At 73.6% G+C, this 16326-nt stretch carries 12 protein-coding genes and 1 pseudogene; 7 read left to right on the top strand and 6 right to left on the bottom strand.

Annotation, left to right across the window (positions count from 1 at the left end; translation table 11 throughout):
* Nucleotides 1-93 precede the first annotated feature (93 nt).
* The 3 genes from ACZ4YL_RS35620 (at nucleotide 94) to ACZ4YL_RS35610 (ending at nucleotide 3092) form a co-directional block, all read left to right on the top strand.
* Nucleotides 94-831, top strand: a complete 738-nt coding sequence (locus ACZ4YL_RS35620; protein ID WP_468122090.1) for an Ldh family oxidoreductase — start codon at nucleotides 94-96, stop codon at nucleotides 829-831.
* Between the two features lie 441 nt (nucleotides 832-1272).
* Nucleotides 1273-2139 carry a helix-turn-helix domain-containing protein gene (locus tag ACZ4YL_RS35615; protein ID WP_468122088.1) on the top strand — a complete coding sequence of 289 codons (867 nt, stop codon included), beginning with the start codon at nucleotides 1273-1275 and terminating at the stop codon, nucleotides 2137-2139.
* A gap of 119 nt (nucleotides 2140-2258) precedes the next feature.
* Nucleotides 2259-3092, top strand: coding sequence for a helix-turn-helix transcriptional regulator (locus ACZ4YL_RS35610; RefSeq protein WP_468122087.1), 834 nt, complete (start codon nucleotides 2259-2261; stop codon nucleotides 3090-3092).
* Between the two features lie 80 nt (nucleotides 3093-3172).
* On the opposite strand, the gene ACZ4YL_RS35605 is transcribed toward ACZ4YL_RS35610, so the two are convergent.
* The 3 genes from ACZ4YL_RS35605 to ACZ4YL_RS35595 are packed head-to-tail and all read right to left on the bottom strand — an operon-like array spanning nucleotide 3173 to nucleotide 5881.
* The gene (locus ACZ4YL_RS35605; protein ID WP_468122085.1) at nucleotides 3173-4246 is read right to left on the bottom strand and encodes a DUF7405 family protein; all 1074 of its coding nucleotides are present in this window, start codon (nucleotides 4244-4246) and stop codon (nucleotides 3173-3175) included.
* On the bottom strand, nucleotides 4246-4899 hold the full coding sequence (locus tag ACZ4YL_RS35600) for an NAD(P)-binding oxidoreductase (protein WP_468122084.1): 654 nt from the start codon (nucleotides 4897-4899) through the stop codon (nucleotides 4246-4248). Before ACZ4YL_RS35600 ends, ACZ4YL_RS35605 begins: the two co-directional genes overlap by 1 nt.
* 4 nt (nucleotides 4900-4903) lie before the next feature.
* The gene (locus ACZ4YL_RS35595) at nucleotides 4904-5881 is read right to left on the bottom strand and encodes a zinc-binding dehydrogenase (RefSeq protein ID WP_468122082.1); all 978 of its coding nucleotides are present in this window, start codon (nucleotides 5879-5881) and stop codon (nucleotides 4904-4906) included.
* A 107-nt stretch (nucleotides 5882-5988) separates the two neighbouring features.
* On the opposite strand from ACZ4YL_RS35595, the gene ACZ4YL_RS35590 reads away from it, so the two are divergent.
* The 3 genes and pseudogenes from ACZ4YL_RS35590 to ACZ4YL_RS35580 all read left to right on the top strand — a co-directional run.
* Nucleotides 5989-6930 (top strand): LysR family transcriptional regulator, encoded by a 942-nt coding sequence (locus ACZ4YL_RS35590; RefSeq protein ID WP_468122194.1) that lies wholly within the window; start codon nucleotides 5989-5991, stop codon nucleotides 6928-6930.
* A 239-nt stretch (nucleotides 6931-7169) separates the two neighbouring features.
* Nucleotides 7170-7892, top strand: coding sequence for a dienelactone hydrolase family protein (locus tag ACZ4YL_RS35585; RefSeq protein WP_468122080.1), 723 nt, complete (start codon nucleotides 7170-7172; stop codon nucleotides 7890-7892).
* Nucleotides 7893-7966: 74 nt separating this feature from the next.
* Nucleotides 7967-8191 (top strand): annotated as a pseudogene (locus ACZ4YL_RS35580) (MerR family transcriptional regulator); the annotation flags it as partial.
* A gap of 209 nt (nucleotides 8192-8400) precedes the next feature.
* Here the strand turns inward: ACZ4YL_RS35580 and ACZ4YL_RS35575 are convergent.
* Together ACZ4YL_RS35575 and ACZ4YL_RS35570 are read right to left on the bottom strand one after the other, a co-directional pair.
* A complete protein-coding gene (locus ACZ4YL_RS35575) occupies nucleotides 8401-9531 on the bottom strand; it encodes an FAD-dependent oxidoreductase (protein WP_468122079.1) in 1131 nt (376 codons plus the stop codon).
* Between the two features lie 262 nt (nucleotides 9532-9793).
* On the bottom strand, nucleotides 9794-13570 hold the full coding sequence (locus tag ACZ4YL_RS35570; RefSeq protein WP_468122077.1) for an nSTAND1 domain-containing NTPase: 3777 nt from the start codon (nucleotides 13568-13570) through the stop codon (nucleotides 9794-9796).
* Nucleotides 13571-13719: 149 nt separating this feature from the next.
* Here ACZ4YL_RS35570 and ACZ4YL_RS35565 point away from each other — a divergent pair, with 149 nt between their 5' ends.
* Entirely contained in the window at nucleotides 13720-14187 is a 468-nt protein-coding gene (locus ACZ4YL_RS35565; RefSeq protein ID WP_468122076.1) for an RICIN domain-containing protein, read from the top strand.
* 366 nt (nucleotides 14188-14553) lie between these two features.
* On the opposite strand, the gene ACZ4YL_RS35560 is transcribed toward ACZ4YL_RS35565, so the two are convergent.
* Nucleotides 14554-16314 carry a thiopeptide-type bacteriocin biosynthesis protein gene (locus tag ACZ4YL_RS35560; protein ID WP_468122074.1) on the bottom strand — a complete coding sequence of 587 codons (1761 nt, stop codon included), beginning with the start codon at nucleotides 16312-16314 and terminating at the stop codon, nucleotides 14554-14556.
* Nucleotides 16315-16326 lie beyond the last annotated feature (12 nt).

Genomic DNA, 16326 nt, shown 5'->3' with positions numbered 1-16326 from the left:
CGCCTTCTGTCTGTCCGGGGCCGGTTGCGGGCCGGCGCGGGAGCGGGGAGAGGGCCGGCGGGACGAGGGAGAGCGGGAAGAGGGGGAGAGCGGATGTCCAAGGTGATGACGGCGGCGCCCGTGCCGGTGCGCGGGCCCGGGACGGGCCTGGTGGCGGTGGTGGCCGGGCATGAACTGACCGCGTTCGTCAGCGCGGCCCTGGAATCGGCGGGTGCCCGCCCGGCCGACGCGGACCTGACGGCCGAGGTGCTGGTGGCCGCGGATCTCGCGGGGGCGGCCCGGCACGGTGTGGTGCGGCTGCTCCCGTACGTGCAGGGGCTGCTGGGCGGAACGATCAACGGCGCCGCCCGGCCCGAGATCGTACGCCGGTACGGGGACGTCACCGTGATCGACGCGCATCACGGGCTGGGCCAGCCCGCGCTGGCCTTCGCCGTGGACCAGGCGGTGGAGCAGGCCCGGGTGCACGGTTCGTCCGTGGTCTCGGTGCAGCATTCACGCCATGTCGGCATCACGGCCTGGTATTCCGGGCGGGCGGCGCGGGGAGGCGCCTTCGGTGTCATCACCACGCGTGCGGCCCGGTCGGGAGGGGGTTCGGGGGTGCTCCGGGAGGGGGCGGTAACAAGCCAGTTCCTGATGTGCCTGAGCGGAACCGCCGCGGGCGCCGCGCGGCGTCTTGCAATGGTCCCGCCGGCCGGCGCGGGGGCGGTGCGGCCGCGGTTGACCCTGCCGGTTCCGGTACTGGACGAGCTGGTCCGGATCGCGGCTCTGGTCAAGGTGGCGCCGGTGCGCGCGCTGGACCGGCGGCGGCCCACCCGTTCCGAATACCCGTGAGTAAACACTCCGGACCTATTCTATTTACCGACCCCTCTGGAGAACGCGCGGGAAGCATGTAGTGCACACCCGGACCAGAAGTCGTACACACCTCAACAATCAAGGTGGATTTACACGGTAAGTGACCAGTAACGCCGCCGCCGGCAGCCCGCCCGGGAATAATGCGGCGCTGGCTGAATTGTCGTTGGTGCTCCCCTGCAGATGGACTCGCCGGTCCCGCTCTGCTCGCCAAATCGCCTTGCCGCATGGGATCTTGGCCCCCAGTTATGCGGGAGTGACGGACGTCACGGGCCGGAATTCGTCGTTCCGGGTTTCCTTTGTAAGGAGGCCCGTGTGGCGTGAATCAGCCGGGCCGCGGACGGCACTTCCCCACGTTTCCCATCGGCTAGTATTCGGCGGATGTTTCAGCGCAGTGCGCGGGCAGCGAAAGGCGAAAAAAGAATGCAGCGGGCGACGGGAGTTCGAGATTCTGATCTTGGAAAGTTCCTTCAGGTACGGCGCAGCCTGCTGTCGCCGGACGACATCGGCCTGCCCAGCGACGGCAAGAGACGCCGGGTGCGGGGGCTGCGCAGGGAGGAGGTCGCCCATATCGCCCAGGTCAGCGTCAACTACTACACGCGCCTGGAGCAGGGGCAGAACCGCAGCGCCTCACCCGAGGTCCTGGACGCCATCGCCAACGCGCTGCGCCTGAACCCGGGCGAGCGGGCCCACCTGCACAACCTGTCCCGCGCCGCCGAGCTCGCCCGCCCGGCCAAGGCCGCCGAGGAAGTGCGGCCCGCGGTCGCCCGGATGATCTCCGCCTACCTCCAGGGGCCGGCGGTCGTGCTGGGCCGGCAGATGGACATCCTCGCCTGGAACGCCCTCGCCCGGACCATGTTCTCCGGACACATCGACATCGAGGAACTCCTCGCCCGGGACATGCCGCCGAACCTGGCCGAGCTCGTCTTCCTCCACCCCGGCGCCCGCGCCCTCTACCCCCGCTGGAACGACGAGGCGGTCGAGATGGCGGGGTACCTGCGGATGATGGCCGGCCGCTTCCCGGGCGACCCGGAACTGGTCGAGCTGATCGAACGTCTCTCCCACGCGAGCCCGGAGTTCACCGAGATCTGGTCGGGACACGTGGTGTGGGACAAGACGTTCGGTACGCGCCATCTCCACCACCCGGCCGTCGGGGAACTGACCCTCGCCTTCGAGAGCCTGCGCCTTCCCGACTCCCCCGACCAGTGCATCGTTCTGTACCACGCGGAGCCCGCCTCCCTGGAGGAAGAGGCGCTGCGCATCCTCCTGGAAGGCCGCGGCGGCGGCTAGCGGCCCGCGCCGGCAGGACGCCGGAGCCGGTCCGGGAGCAGTCGAGAATCCGTCAATACCCGCTGAGGATGACCAGCAGGGGCAGGCGAGGGGATCAACGCCTCGCCGAGACTGGACCCATGGAATCCTTCGCCGACCTCAGCCACTTCCTGCGCTCCCACCGCCTGCGCACGGCCCCCCAGCGGACGGGGGTGCCGACGGGCGCGGGCCCCCGGACCGCGCCCTGTCTGCTGCCCGCCGAACTGGCCCGGGCTGCGGGGCTCGACGCCGACCGCTACACCGACATCGAGGACGGCCGGGCCGGCCGCGTGTCCCTGTCCGTGCTCCACGCGCTGGCATCGGCGCTGCACCTGGAGGCCGGGGACCGGGCCGAACTGTTCCGGCTCGGGGCCTCCCCCGGCACGTCCCGGCTGCGGGGGCTCGGCCACCTGACCCGGGCCGTGCCCATGCTGCCGGTCATCGCCTTCAATCACCGCTACGACATCACCGGCTGGAACCTGCCGGGGCAGGCGCTGCTCGCCTGGGACCTGGACTGGCCGGTCGGGGACGTACAGCCCAACCTCGCCCGGATGCTCTTCCTCGACCGGGCGACGCGGGCGCTGTACGGGCCCGGGCAGCGGCAGGTCGCCGGGCTCGTCGGGGCCCTGCGGCGGGCGGTGGAGCAGCATCCGGACGAGGAGCTGACCCGCCTGGTGGTCGAACTGGCCGCCGGCAGCGGTGAGTTCGCGCAGCTGTGGTCGCGTCCGGCCGGGGAGAGGCGAGACGAGGACGGCTGCGGTGTCCTCTTCCGTTTCGAGCATCCCGCGGTGGGCTCCATGGAGCTCTCCCGGGTGGTGCTGGAGGAGGGGGCGCAGAACGGGGAGTGGGCCGTGGTGTTCAGCCCGGAACCCGGTTCCGCGTCCGCCGCCGCGCTGGACGATCTGCTCGCCCGGGTCGCCGGACGGTCCATCTGATGCACCACGGCCGGCCGCCGCGGCCGGGCCCGGCAGCCGTCGCTCCACAGGTGCACGCGTACGCGAGGGGCCCGGCCGGCTCAGGCGGGCGGCTCCGCCAGCCCCGGGTAGGCGCGGTCGGCGCGCGGGGGCACGGCGAAGGTGGCCCGGCTCCGGACGTCCATGAACGCGTTGATGCCGTTGTTGCGCCGCACGCCGATCCCACCGTGGTGGGTGGACGCGTCGGCCGCGTTCATCATCGCCCGGGTGGCGTGGAAGTCCTCCATGGTGCGCTGCAGGGACACGAAGTGGGTCCCGGGCACTCCGTGGTCCATCGTCGCGAAGTCCCTGCGGTTGATCCGCGGACGGCCGGCGAGCCGGGCCCGCCCGGTCGCCTGGGCGTGGCCGACCCGTCCGTGGGCGGCGGCCACCGCCGCGAGCTGCGTGCGGTCGCTCTCCGCGTCCTCGACCAGAGCCTGCGCCTCCTTCGCGGTCGTGCGGGGCGAGTACATCAGGGCGGCACGCTCGTCCTCGTGCTGCTCGTACCAGCTGTCGGTGTCGAGGACGATGTAGCTGACGTGCATGGTCGTGCCGCCGGCCAGCGGCCCCCCGGTGATCGAGACCTCCTCCTCGGTGGCCTGGTTGCGCCGCAGTCCCGAGTGGAAGCCCAGCAGCAGCGGGGCCTGGGCGGGTACGCCGGCCTGCGGCCGGCGCGCGGCCGGCAGGCCCTCCCCCACGAAGCCGCTGCGGGTCTCGCGCAGCACGAGGCGCCCGCGCTGGTCCTGCGGTCCCGGCCCGAAGAGCGAGGCGGCGGCCCCGGTCACCGTCTCCTCCCGGTCGGAGGCCAGGTGCAGGCAGGCGTCGTACTCCTCCAGCACCGGGTTCTCCCAGCGGGCCATCGGGACGGGCCGCCCCACCGGGGAACGCAGCCGTGTGTGCCGCTCGAACCAGCCCGGGCCCCAGCCCATGCACATCAGGATGCCGTCGGGCCCGTGCCCGTACCGCTCCTCCAGGGCGCCGAGCGCGGCCTCCAGGTGTGCGGCGTCCTCCCGTACGGGGGAGCCCGCGACGTCGAGCATCAGCAGCCGGTGGTGGCGGGGCGGCAGTGCGCGGCCGGCCTCGTCGGAGCGGAAGGTGTCCTCCCAGGCGTGCTGGGCGGCGGGACGTACGGGCATCACAGCTCCTCCTGCGGCTCGTCGCGGCGCAGGGCTGCGAACGCGGCGGCCCAGTCGGCCACGGGCGCGCCGGGTTCGTTGAACAGGCTGAAGGTCGTGGACCGGCTGGCGGGCTGTTCGATGGCCGCGACGATCGCGGCGGCCATGTCGGAGCGTGCCACCATGCCGTCCCCGTGGGGGTGCTGGCTGAGGGTCAGGGCGTGGCTGCCGGGCGGGTCGTCGGTCATCCAGGTGGGCCGCACGATGGTGTAGGGCAGGCCGCTGCCGCGCACCAGCCGCTCGGCGGCGACCCGGGCCGGCAGCAGCGTGTCGTTGATCCGGTTGAGCGGGTGGGCGGGTCCGTGGCCGACCGCGAACGAGCTGAACAGGACGAAGTGCGCGGCGGGCCGGTGGCGGCGCACCTGCTCCAGCAGCACCCGGGTGGCCCGTTCGGTGTGCACCCGGGCGTCGCCCCGCTTGGGGACGAGGACGACGGCCTCGGCGCCCTCCAGCACGGCGGCCGCGTCCGTCAGTTCACCGAGGTCTTCGGGCCGGGCCGGGTCGCCGAGGTCGCTGACGTAGCGGACCGTGTGGCCCCGTTCGGCGGCCGCCGAGGCGATGATCTTCCCGGTGCCGGCCCGGTAGGGCGAGCCGGCGACGACGATGCGTGCCACGCCCTCACGCCCCGTCGTGGACGAGCAGGGTGGCCTTGCCGGCGATCCGCCGCTCGCGCAGCGACGTCATCACCTCGGGGAGCCGTTCCCAGGCGTCCTGGTGGCCCAGGACCGGCCGCAGCCGGCCGAGGTCGATCAGGCGGACCAGCAGCTCCAGGTCCTCGCCGACCGGCTCGCCGGACCCGAACACCCAGAAGGGGTGCAGGGTCTGGCGTGCGTGGGGCACGAAGGAGGAGATGCTCAGAGAGGCCGTGCGGCCCGAGGAGGTGCCGAGCACCACGATGTGGCCGAAGGCCGACAGCCGCTTGAGGGCCGTGACCAGTACTTCTCCGCCCACGGATTCGAGGATCACGTCGAAGTCGCCCTCGGCGTCGGCGAGCGAGGTGACCACGTGGTGCGCGCCCAGCGCCTTCAGGTCGAGGTCGCGGTGGGTGCCGGTCAGCGCCGTCACCTCGGCGCCCTCGGCGGCGGCCAGTTGCACGGCGAAGGAACCGACGCCGCCGCTCGCCCCGGTGACCAGGACGCGGCGGCCCAGCAGCGGCCCGCCGCGGCGCAGGGCGCGCAGGGCGGTCAGTCCGGCGACGCCGAGGGTGGCCGCCCCGGCGAAGGCCACCGCGTCGGGGAGGACGGCGAGGCGGCCGACGGGGACGGCCGCGTACTGGGCCCACCCGCCGAAGTCGTTCATCGCCGCGACGCGGGTCCCGGCGGCGGGTCCGCTGCCGTCGGCGGCGGCGCGTACGACGGTCCCGGCCAGGTCCTGCCCGGGCCGCCAGCCCTCGGCGCGGCGCCGGAACAGGTTGAGTTCGCCGCGGTTGACGGAGAAGGCCGCGACGCTCACCAGCGTCTCGTCCGGGGCCGGTTCGGGCAGGGCGACGATGCGCAGGTCGGGGCCGTCGGGGGTGCCGATCCAGGCGCGCATCCGCTGGGGCAGGATCGGCGGCACGGGGTGGGCGGAGGCGGGGGACGTGCGGGAAGAGGTCATGCAGCGACCGTAGGCAGGGCGGCGGCCGGGAGGGAAAGACCGGCTCTGTCTCGGTTCATAACCCCCGGATATGAATGGGGCGGCGCCTCTACGATGGCGGGGTGACGATGCCCGAGGCGAGACTGCTGCGCTACTTCCTGGCCGTGGCCGAGGAGGGCAGCTTCACGCGGGCGGCGGCCCGGCTGCACATCGCGCAGCCGGCGTTGAGCACGCAGATCCGCCGGCTGGAGAGCCGGCTGGGTGTGCTGCTGCTGCACCGCACCACCCGCGTGGTGCGCCTCACGGAGGCGGGGCAGGCCGTGTACCAGCGCGGTGCGGGTGCGCTCGCCGCACTGGAGGACGTGTGGGAGGCGGCCCGGCGGGCCGGGCGCGGTGAACTGGGCCGGCTGCGTCTGGTGTACAGCACCAGTACGGGGTACGGGACGGTGCCGAGCCTGGTGGAGGCGGTGCGGTCGCGGCTGCCGGACGTCCAGGTGGCCGCCGAGGTGCTGCGGACCCCCGACATCGCGCACGCGGTGCTCGACGGGCGGGCGGATGCGGGGATAGCGCGTTCGCCGGAGGCGGTGGCGGGGGTGCGGCTGCTGCTGGTGCGTACCGAACCGCGCGGGGTGCTGCTGGCGGCCGCCCATCCGCTGGCCGGGCGGCGCGAGCTCACCTTGGCCGAGGCCGCGGCCTTCCCGCTGGTGCTGCACGAGCGGCAGGCCAACCCCGGCCACTACGACGAGGTGCTGGCCGTGTTCCGGGGGGCGGGGCTGGTACCGCGGCTGACGGAGCGTCCGATGGCCTTCGATCCCACGCAGAGCGTGCTGCGGGACGCCCGCACGGTGGGTCTGGTCGCCGCGTCGTCCGGCGACCAGCTGCCGGGGTGGCTGCGCTGGGTCCCGCTCGCTCCCGGGACCCGGCCGCTCGCCACCCATCTGGTGCTCCCGGAGACCTCGCCGTCGCCGATCGTCACGCACTTCACGAATGCCGCGCTGGAGGCGGCCCGGGAGGCGGGCTGGCTGGACGGCGGGGCCGCGGCGCCCGCGGGCCCCGGCGCGGGGCCGTGACCGGGGCCCGGGTGGATCCGTGTGGTGTCTGCGTGGCGTCCGGCCGCGCGGTGGCCGCGGGAAACCTGCTTGGCGGACCCCGGCGGGCACTGCTACGTTCCCGGAGGCCGTGCGAGAGAACGAGGAGGTGGTACCCGTGAACGCAGTATCGACACGGGTGCTCCCCTGCGGGGTCACGGTCGGACGGTAGGCAGGTCGTCCGGGAGCGCCGCTCGCAAGCCCTCCCGAAAGGCACGACCATGCACTTCACTTCCGGACAGCGCCTCGACGACGGCGTCCTCGAACGCGAATTCACCCTCGGCGAGATCCCCGGCACCCTGTGGACGCCTGAATCCGCCGTACCGGTCCCGCTGATCCTGATGGCCCACAACAACGGCCTGCCCAAGGGTGCGGCCCGGCTGGTGGCCCGGGCCCGGCACTCGGCGGCGCAGGGCTACGCGGTGGCCGCCATCGACGCCCCCGGGTGCGGTGACCGGCCCCGTTCCGCCGCCGACGAGCAGGCCCGCGCCGGCCTCCGCCGGGCGGTGCAGGCCGGCGAGCCGGTCGAGGAGATCTTCGAGTCCTTCATCGGCCCGCTGGTCGAAAAGGCGGTCCCGGAATGGCGGACCACCCTGGACGCCCTCCTTGCGCTGCCCGGGATCGGCGGCCCGGTCGGGTACTCGGGGTGGACCGCCGTCGGCATCCGCCTTGCGGTGGCCGAGCCGCGCATCGCGGCCGCCGGTTTCTTCGCCGGGGGTTACGTGCCCCGCGCCCAGCGCGAGGAGGCCCGGCAGGTCACCGTTCCGCTGCTGTTCCTGCTGCAGTGGGACGACGAGGGGAATCCCCGGCAACGGGCCCTGGACCTGTTCGACTCCTTCGGCGCCAAGGAGAAGACGCTGCACGCCAATCCGGGCGGACACACCGGCACTCCGTGGTTCGAGGTGGAGGACGGGAACCGGTTCTTCGGCCGGCACCTGAAGTGAGGCCGGGCCGCCGGGCCTGCAGCCGGCGGTGAGCGGTGGCGGCCGGGACGCCGCTCTCTTCGAGGGCGGGTCACTGCGCCGACGGCCTGTTCGAGGCGTACTGGCGCCGGCCGGAGGCGTATCCGGAGGATCGCGTGCGCCGTGCGGTGTCGGTGTGGACGCGGGTCGGGCCGGAGGCCGAGCAGCGGGCGGTACGAAGCCTCGGCGCCGACCTCGCCTCCGGCCGGTGGGCCGCACGCAACAGCCACCTCGCCGGCCTCGACGCGGCAGATCTCGGGCTGCGCCTGCTCGTGGCCTGAACCGCGGTGCGGCGTCGGGGACTTCGCGGCTGCCTCCCCCGCGGTGAAGTCCCCGACGCCGGGCGGTGGGAACGGGAGTCGTTTGTCGAGGGCTTAGGGAGCCGGTCCATCGCTCGCGCCCGTGATCAATGTCGATGGGTTCGGGAGCCACCGCCGGCCGGGCTCGGGCGCGGGCGGGACGGAGAGCGTCGGATCGGGGCCTGGGCGGCTCATCGGCTCTTCTCGGTGATCATGTCGATCAGGCCCTGGGCCGTGTTGTGCTCGGAGTCGATCCCCGGGACCTCTCCGCCTTCGAAAGTGGCGACCTGGGCGCTGCGGGGGAACATGGCCTGCTCGTACTCGGTGAGCGCGGCCTCGACGTCGTCGGGGTGTGCGGCGAGGGCCCTGCCGAGTTCGGCGCCGTCGTACATGGCCAGGTTGGCGCCTTCGCCGTTCGGGGGCGCGAGGTGGGCGGCGTCGCCGAGCAGGGTGACCCCCGGCACCCGGTCCCACCGGTGCCCGGTCGGCAGAGCGTACTGGGGGCGCAGGACCGGCGCGGTGTCGCCGTCGGTGATCAGCGCGGTGAGTTCCGGTGCCCAGCCGTCGAACTCGCGCGCGATCCGTGCGGTGGCCGCGGCGGCATCGGTGAAGTCGATGGCGGCGAACCAGTCCTGCGGCCTGGTCAGCGCCACGTAGGTGTGCAGGGTGTCGCCGCTTTCCCGGTGGGCGAAGATCTCCCTGCCCGGCGAGGGCGCCATCAGCATCCCGCCGCCGACCGCTTTCGCGGCGGCCGGGTGGCGGGTGTCGGCGTGGAACAGGTACGTCTCGACGAACGACGTGCCGGTGTACTCGGGTGTGGCGGTGGAGAGCAGTGGCCGTACCCGTGACCAGGCGCCGTCCGCGCCGACCAGCAGGCTGGTGACGACGGTGGCGCCGTCGGCGAACGTCACCTCGTGGCGGCCCCGGCCGAGGGCGCGGGTGCTGCCGGCCTTGTGCCCCCACCGGACCGTGCCGGGCGGGAGTGAGTCGAGGAGGATCTGTCGTAATTCGCCGCGCTGCACCTCGGGGCGTCCGCCCGTGCCGTCGTCGGCCTTGTCGAGCAGGACGGTCCCGTCCGGGTCGAGGACCCGCATCGCCTGGCGGCCCTCCAGGACGATGGCGTGGAATTCGTCCATCAGGCCGGCCGCCTTGAGGGCGAGCTGTCCGTTGTAGTCGTGGATGTCGAGCAGCCCGCCTTGCGTGCGCACCGTCGGGGAGGGCTCCGCCTCGTAGACGGTGACCGGGATTCCGTGGACGTGCAGGACGCGTGCCAGGGTGAGTCCGCCGAGTCCGGCGCCGATGATCGTGACGGGCATGTGCATGGTGGCTCCTGGGGATCGGGGCCGCCCGGTGAGCTCCGGGGGGCCGTCCCTGGAAGGTTGCCGGGCCTCGCCGACATGCCACCGACACCGGACCGGCAGCCGCCGATGGATGACCGACACCGCGCGTCGGTCCCGGCACCTGTCCGGAACGGGATTCCGCTCGGCATGCGGGTCGATCGTGCTCATGCTCTCGTTCTCGCATCGCTCCCGGGGCGACGAAGCCCGGTCTGCACGGAGGTACAGGCGCTGAGCCCTCCGGGTGTCAGGTGGCGGGGCAGGGCGGGGTGAAGCCGACCGCCGTGAAGTACTGGGCCCATTGGGCTCTGGTGATCCGGGGGTGGGCGCTGTCGCAGATGCGGGTGGCGACCCGGTCCGGGCCGGTGTCCCGCAGCCGGATCGTGAAGTCGTTGCCGCCGGTGGCCAGGGTGGTGCCGTCCGGGCTGAATGCCACGGCCGGTACGGGGTTGGCGTGGCCGGTGAGGACGGTGGGGGTGGCCGGGCCGCTCACGTCCCACAGGAGGGCCTTGCTGTCCGCGGCGCCGGCTGCCAGTCGGCGGCCTTGCGCGTCGAAGGCCAGCGTGTAGAGCCAGGAGCCGGAGGCCGGCAGCTGCGTTGTCTTCGCCGGGTGGTGGATGTCGTCGACGTCGATCAGCCAGATGGTCCTGTCCGTTCGGTGGAAGGCGGCCAGCCGCCGGTTGTCGGGGCTGAATACGCCGCCGGTGAGAGGGTCGGAGGGGAAGGGGGAGGGCAGTTCCCGGGGGGTGCGTGGCCGGGTGATGTCCCAGAGTCGCAGTGAGCCGGACTCGCCCGTGCTGGTGACCAGCGTGTGGCCGTCGGGCCGGAACGAGGCCGTCGTGACGTGCGGCCCGTCCTCGGCGATCCGGCTCAGCGGCCGGGGGGCGGCGGGATCGGTCAGGTCCCAGAGGCCGGCCGTGGCTTGTGCCCAGACGGCCAGGAGGCGGCCGTCCGGGGCGAAGGCGGTGCCGGCGACTTCGCCGCCTTCGGGGGCGATGACCGATGTCAGGCGGGGCTTTCGGGGGTCGGTGACGTTCCAGACGCGGGCGGTGCCGTCCTCACTGGCGGTGACGAGGGTGCGGCCGTCCGGGCTGAACGTCACGCAGCGCACGAACCTGGTGTGTCCGTGCAGGGCCGACAGCGGCCACAGGGCGCGGCCGCCGGTGACCTGCCACAGGCGTGCGGTGCCGTCCCAGCTGGCGCTGGCGAGCAGGTGGCCGCCGGGTGCGAACGCGAGGGAGGTGACCACGTCGTCGTGGGTGGCGAGGGAGAGGTCCCGCAGGTCCAGGAGCCGGTCGGAGGTGGCGAGGAGGCGGCCGTCGGGGCTGAACGCGGCTTGGTAGAACCCGCCCTGGAGCGTGCTGGTGCGCTTCGGGTCCGCCGGGGCGGCGATGTCCCAGAACTGGGTGGTGCCGCCGACCGAGACGAGTGTGGTGCCGTCCGGGCTGAAGGCGAGTGACCAGACGATCGCGGGATGGCCGGGCAGGACGGCGGGCGGCCGGGTGGACCGGCCGCCGGTGATGTCCCAGACCCGTGCGGTGCGGTCCCAGCTGCCGGTCGCCAGGGTGTTGCCGTCGGGGCTGAAGGCGGCCGAGGTCACGGTGTCGGTGTGTCCGCGCAGGACGTCGAGGAGGAGCGGGTGCGCGGGGTCCGCGACATTCCACAGTCTGGTGGTGGTGTCGCCGGTGGTCGCCACCGTGCGGTTGTCCGGGCCGAACGTCACCGAGGTGACCGTGCCGGAGTGACCGGGCAGGGTGGCCAGTTGCCGGGGGTTGTGGGGGTCGTGCACGTTCCACAGGCGCGTCGTGCCGTCGGTGTGGCCGGTGGCGATGAGGCCGCCCGGCCCGGACGCCACCCATGTCGGTGCGGACCGCTGGTCCGGCAGGGTGCTCAGTTCGGCGGGCGCACGACGGTCCGTCACGTCCCAGAGCCGTACGGAGCGTTCGCTCGCCGTGGCCAGGATGCGGCCGCCCGGGTCGAAGGCCACCGACACCATCCGCTCCGGCTGGGTCACGGCGGCGAGCTGTACGGGGTGGTGGGCGTCCTCGGTGTCCCACAGCCGGACCGTGCGGTCCCAGCTCGCGGTGGCCAGGACCCTGCTCTTCGGGGCGAAGGAGATCGAGACCACGTCGGAGGTGTGGCCGGTGAGCCGGCTCGTGTAGGGCGTCGCGAACGTGCTCATGAGCTGGTCGCGGACGTCGCCGGTGGCTGCCAGCCGGTAGGCGGCCAGGTTCAGTTGCGCGGCGAGCGCGGGGTCGTGCCGGCGTACCTCGGCGGCGTCGGCGGCGGCCTTGCGTGCGATGGCCACGTTGCGCTGGCGGACGGCGGAGTCGCGCGAGCCGACGGCCAGTGCGCCCGCGGTCGCGGCGACGGCCACCAGCACGGTGAGCAGTGTGACCAGTTGCCGCAGGCGGACCGTCCGTCGCCTGACCGCGGCCATCTCGCCGGCCTGTGCTTCCCGGCTCGCGTCGAGGAAGCGCCGTTCCTTCGAGGTCAGGTGGCTGCCGTCCGCGGCGGCCAGGTCCAGGGCCGCGGCCAGGCGGGCGCCCCGGTACAGGGTGTGCGGGTCGCGGTCGTGCCGCTCCCAGCCGGCGGTCGCGTCGGTGAGCCGGCGGTGCAGGAGCAGCCGGTCGCGGTCTTCGGTGAGCCAGCCGCGCAGTCTCGGCCAGCACCGGATGATCGCCTCGTGGGTGATCTCGGCGCATTCCTGGTCGAGTGTCACGAGCCGTTTCCGGGCGAGGGATTCGAGGACGTGGACGGTGTCGGGGTTCGGGTCCAGTTCGTCCCTGGTAATGCGGCGCCTGGTGTCCTCGGTGCCGTCGCCCAGGGCGGTCAGCCGGAGGAACAGCGACCTGGCGAGGTCCTGCTGTGCGGGTGACAGTGCTCCGTAGGCGCTCTCCGCGGTGTGTGCGAGGGCGTGCTGGATTCCGCCGGCGGCCAGGTAGCCCTCCAGGGTCAGGCGGCTGCCGCTGCGCCGGCGCCAGGTCTCGACCATCGCGTGCGAGACCAGGGGCAGTGCGCCCGGCTGGCCGGTCGCGTCCGCGACCACGGCCGCGAGGAGCGGGCCGGTCACCGTGCAGTCGGCGAGGACGGCCGGCCGGGTGATGGCCTCGCGCAGTTCCTGGCTGCTCATCGGGCCGACCGCGATCTGCGCGTCGCGGATTGCTTCGACCAGCCGGGGGTCCTGGACGCAGTGGCCGTAGAAGTCGGCGCGTACGCCGAGTACCACCCGGGTGCGGCTGGTCGCCGTCGTGGCGGCCGCGGTCAGCAGGGCGGTGAACGCGCCGCGTTCGCCGCGGTCCGTGCAGAGGGTGAAGATCTCTTCGAACTGGTCGACGACGATCAGTGTGTCGGTGTCCGGTGTGTGGTCGGTCATGGTCTGGCGGATGCGCAGGTGCAGTGCCGCGGGATCGTCCTGCAGCTCGGTCAGCAGGGTGGCGGGGGCCTCGCCCGTCGCCGCGGCGAGGTGGAGCGCGCATTCCTCCAGGGGATGCGGGCCCGGGGTGAAGAGCATGACCGGCCACCCCGATGCCCGTGCGCGGGCGACGAGTCCGGCCCGCAGCAGCGAGGATTTTCCCGATCCGGAGGGCCCGAAGACGGCGAGGAAGCGGCGGTCGCGTACCTTCGCGAGGAGTTCGCCGGTCAGCCGCTCGCGTCCGAAGAAGCGGCTCGCGTCTTCGGGCTGGAATGCCGACAGCCCGGCGTACGGGGCGTTCTGACGGCTGGTTTCCGCGGGGTCCTCGCGTGGTGCGCTCGCGGCGATCTCGGTGGCGACGGCATGCCATCGGGTTTCCCATGCGCGGCGGTCGCCCTGGCAGGCGTCGACGTAGGCGAGCGTGACGGCGAGGCTCGGGAAGGTGTTCCCGCCCGCGGCGTCCGACAGTGTCGTGGACGAATAGTGTGCCGTTTTCGCCAGTGCCCGGTAGGGCGGGCGTCCCGCTGCCTCGCGCAGTTTCCGGAGGTCGGCCGCGAATCGTGTCAGCGGACCGGAGTCCGGGTCGAGCGGGCGTTCGGGGCGTGGCATTGCTGTCCTTCCTGCGGCTTTCCGCATCCGTGTCGGGTGGTGTTTGTCCAGCTTTTGATGTCCGGAATCCTCGTTCCGGCGCCGGACATCGACCGGGGGCTAGACAGGGGCCGGCGCAACCGCGCCACGGTGATGGGAAGGGGAAATACATGAGGTCCGTGCGACGACTGATGCTGCTGGCGGCGGTCACCGGGCTGCTGGCCGGCCCTGTCTTGACCGGCTCGCCCGCGTATGCCGCGGCACCGCTGCTCAAGTCCAACCTGAACGGGAGGTGCGCCGACATCTTCATGTTCCACAACGAGAACGGCGCCTCCACCGTGACGTGGGACTGTCACGGCGGGACCAACCAGCAGTGGTACTGGGACGGTGAGCAGATCCGTTCGAGCATGAACGGGAAGTGCCTGGAGATCTACGGCCCGCATCTGGGGGACCAGGGGTCGGTGAGCATGTGGGACTGCCACGGCGGTCTTCACCAGAAGTGGTACCGCAACGGCAGTGAGATCCGTAACCGGGTGAACGGGAAGTGCCTGGACATCCTGGCCGGGCGGCCTGACATCGGCCAGCTCCTGGTGAGCTGGAGCTGCAACGGCGCGCGGAGCCAGAGCTGGGACTTCTGAGCGCCTGCCCGGGCCGGCACCTCGCGTGCCGGGCCGGGCAGGACCGGGCAGGGCAGGGCAGGCGCCTGTCTCGTGTCTCGTGTCGGTGCGGTTCGTTCCTCCCGCGGCGCAGTGCCTCTGTCCAGGACGGCCGGGACTGCGGCCACGCGTCGGTTCCCCCGCGCGGTCGACGCTGGAGGAGGCCGCGCCCTGGGCGCAGCGCAGTCCTGCCGTGCGGGCGGGCGCGGCCCAGCCGTCGGGGTGTGTGGGTCCGGCGGTGAGGCACGCCATGCGTTCCCCTCCCCCGCCCTGGCACCGGGCGCGGTCGGCGACGAGCGCTGAGTGCCGCACCGGTCGTCGTCGGCGTTGTCCGTTGGCGTGCCGTGGTCACCTGCCGTGCCGGTGCGGCCTGCGGCCGAGGGGAAGGAGGTACTGGAGCGGCTGGTCCGGGTCGTGGAGTCCGAGCAGTTCGTGGGCCAGGTCGTCGTGGAAGCCGCCCAGCGGGGTCCCGCCCAGGCCCAGGGCCGACGCCGTGAGCAGCAGGGTCTGGGCCAGGTGGCCGGTCTCCAGCAGGGCCAGGCGCAGCGCGCGCAGTCCGTAGCGGCGGCGCAGCAGGCCGAGGTCGGCGTAGAGGGCGAGGAGTACCGGTGCCTGTGCGATGCCGATCCAGTCCGGGTCGGCCGAGGGGCGCGAGAGGTAGGTCGACAGGGCGGTGATGTCCTCCAGCGGGGCCGCCGGGCCGATGCGGCGCAGGGTCCGGCGTTCGGGGAGGCAGTCGTAGGTGCCGGCGGGGAGACCGTTCACGTCGAGGACGAGGAGGCGGACGCGTGCCGTGTGGAGGGCGCCCGCGCTGGGGTAGGGGCGGTGGGCCAGGGTACGGGTCGTGCCGTCGGCGAGGTGCTGCTCGGTGCGGCCGCTTTCGGCGAGGGAGTGCCACAGCAGGGCGCCGAGCGTGCCGGTGTCGAGGGGGCCGGTGAGGGCGCCGCGCAGCGAGGAGCGTGCGGCGAGGACCGCGGCCAGGGGCACCTCGGGCAACGGGTCGGCGGGGAGCGGGATTTCGGCGGGCCCGGCCGGGTCGGCCGCCAGGGCCGGGGCCGGGGCCGGGGCCGGGGCCGGGGCCGGGGCCGGCAGCGGGCGCAGTGCCGAGTCCTCGCCGCGGCCGATCTGGAACTTGCTGCGCTCCAGGTACTGCAGGTCGGGGGCGGTGTGGCCGGGCGGGAAGAAGCCTGCCGGTCCGTCCGTCTCCAGCAGGGTGCGCGCGGCCAGCCGGCACACGGCCCGTTCCTCGTCGGGGCTCACTCCCAGCCGGTTGAACAGCATGTGCAGCTGGGAGCCCCAGATCCCGGCCCGGGTCCGCTCGCCGGGGCCGTCGAGGGTCGCGTCGGCCTCCCGGACCCGTTCGGCCCAGTGCGTCAGCCAGGGCGCCGCGGTGCCGGCCTGCAGGCGCTCGCGCAGGTCCGCGGCGCGAGCGCCGAGGGTCGTGCGCTGCGCGGCGTGGACGGTGTTGACCCGGGTGTGGACGGCGGCGGCGGGCAGCAGCGGCACCTCGGTGACCCAGCGCCAGCCCGCCGCGTGCGCGCGGAGCCAGCGTGCGGCGGCGAGCGGGTCCATGCCGAGCGCGTAGGCCGTGGTGTGCGCCAGGTCCGCGGCCGCGGTGAGCCGGGTTGCGGCCGTGGTCCTGGCGGGCAGGGCCCGCAGTACGTCGAGGGCGGTGCGGGTGGAGGTGCCGAAGAGCGCCTCGGCGACGGGCAGGGCCCGCGGTCCGCCGTAGCGCCGGGTTTCGGGTACGTAGGGCACGGCGCGGATCTCGGCGTGCCGGGAGGGCCAGGGGCCGGGGACGGCGGGCACCTGCCGTGCCCGCCGGGCCAGCAGGTCCGGCAGGTCCGGTAGTCGGGGGAGGTCCGCGGCGGTCGCGGTCCCGGTGGTACGGACACGGATCCGTACGTGGGGGCCGTCCTGTCCGTAGCGGATGAAGAACCAGTCGGCGGCTTCGCCGGCGGCCACGAGGCCGTCGAGGAGGGGGGCCGCGTCACGGATCAGGAAGCGGTCGGTGTCCTCGGTGGTGGAGTGCAGGAAGAGGTGGTGGCTCTGCCAGGTGCCGGCGGCGGCGCACGTGCCGGTGCCGGTGCCGTTGTCGGTCGTCGTCACGTCGTCCGGTCC

The organism is Streptomyces sp. NPDC030021 (genome assembly GCF_055574035.1).
Note: the sequence above shows the minus strand (reverse complement) of the source record. Positions and strands in the feature narration are given on the sequence as shown.

Bases quoted from the DNA above. Each gene is read 5' to 3' on its own strand.
- ACZ4YL_RS35585 (WP_468122080.1), top strand. From the start codon at position 7,170: ATGCACTTCACTTCCGGACAGCGCCTCGACGACGGCGTCCTCGAACGC.
- ACZ4YL_RS35620 (WP_468122090.1), top strand. From the start codon at position 94: ATGTCCAAGGTGATGACGGCGGCGCCCGTGCCGGTGCGCGGGCCCGGG.
- ACZ4YL_RS35570 (WP_468122077.1), bottom strand. From the start codon at position 13,570: ATGCCACGCCCCGAACGCCCGCTCGACCCGGACTCCGGTCCGCTGACA.
- ACZ4YL_RS35610 (WP_468122087.1), top strand. From the start codon at position 2,259: ATGGAATCCTTCGCCGACCTCAGCCACTTCCTGCGCTCCCACCGCCTG.
- ACZ4YL_RS35595 (WP_468122082.1), bottom strand. From the start codon at position 5,881: ATGACCTCTTCCCGCACGTCCCCCGCCTCCGCCCACCCCGTGCCGCCG.
- ACZ4YL_RS35565 (WP_468122076.1), top strand. From the start codon at position 13,720: ATGAGGTCCGTGCGACGACTGATGCTGCTGGCGGCGGTCACCGGGCTG.
- ACZ4YL_RS35615 (WP_468122088.1), top strand. From the start codon at position 1,273: ATGCAGCGGGCGACGGGAGTTCGAGATTCTGATCTTGGAAAGTTCCTT.
- ACZ4YL_RS35605 (WP_468122085.1), bottom strand. From the start codon at position 4,246: ATGCCCGTACGTCCCGCCGCCCAGCACGCCTGGGAGGACACCTTCCGC.
- ACZ4YL_RS35575 (WP_468122079.1), bottom strand. From the start codon at position 9,531: ATGCACATGCCCGTCACGATCATCGGCGCCGGACTCGGCGGACTCACC.
- ACZ4YL_RS35590 (WP_468122194.1), top strand. From the start codon at position 5,989: ATGCCCGAGGCGAGACTGCTGCGCTACTTCCTGGCCGTGGCCGAGGAG.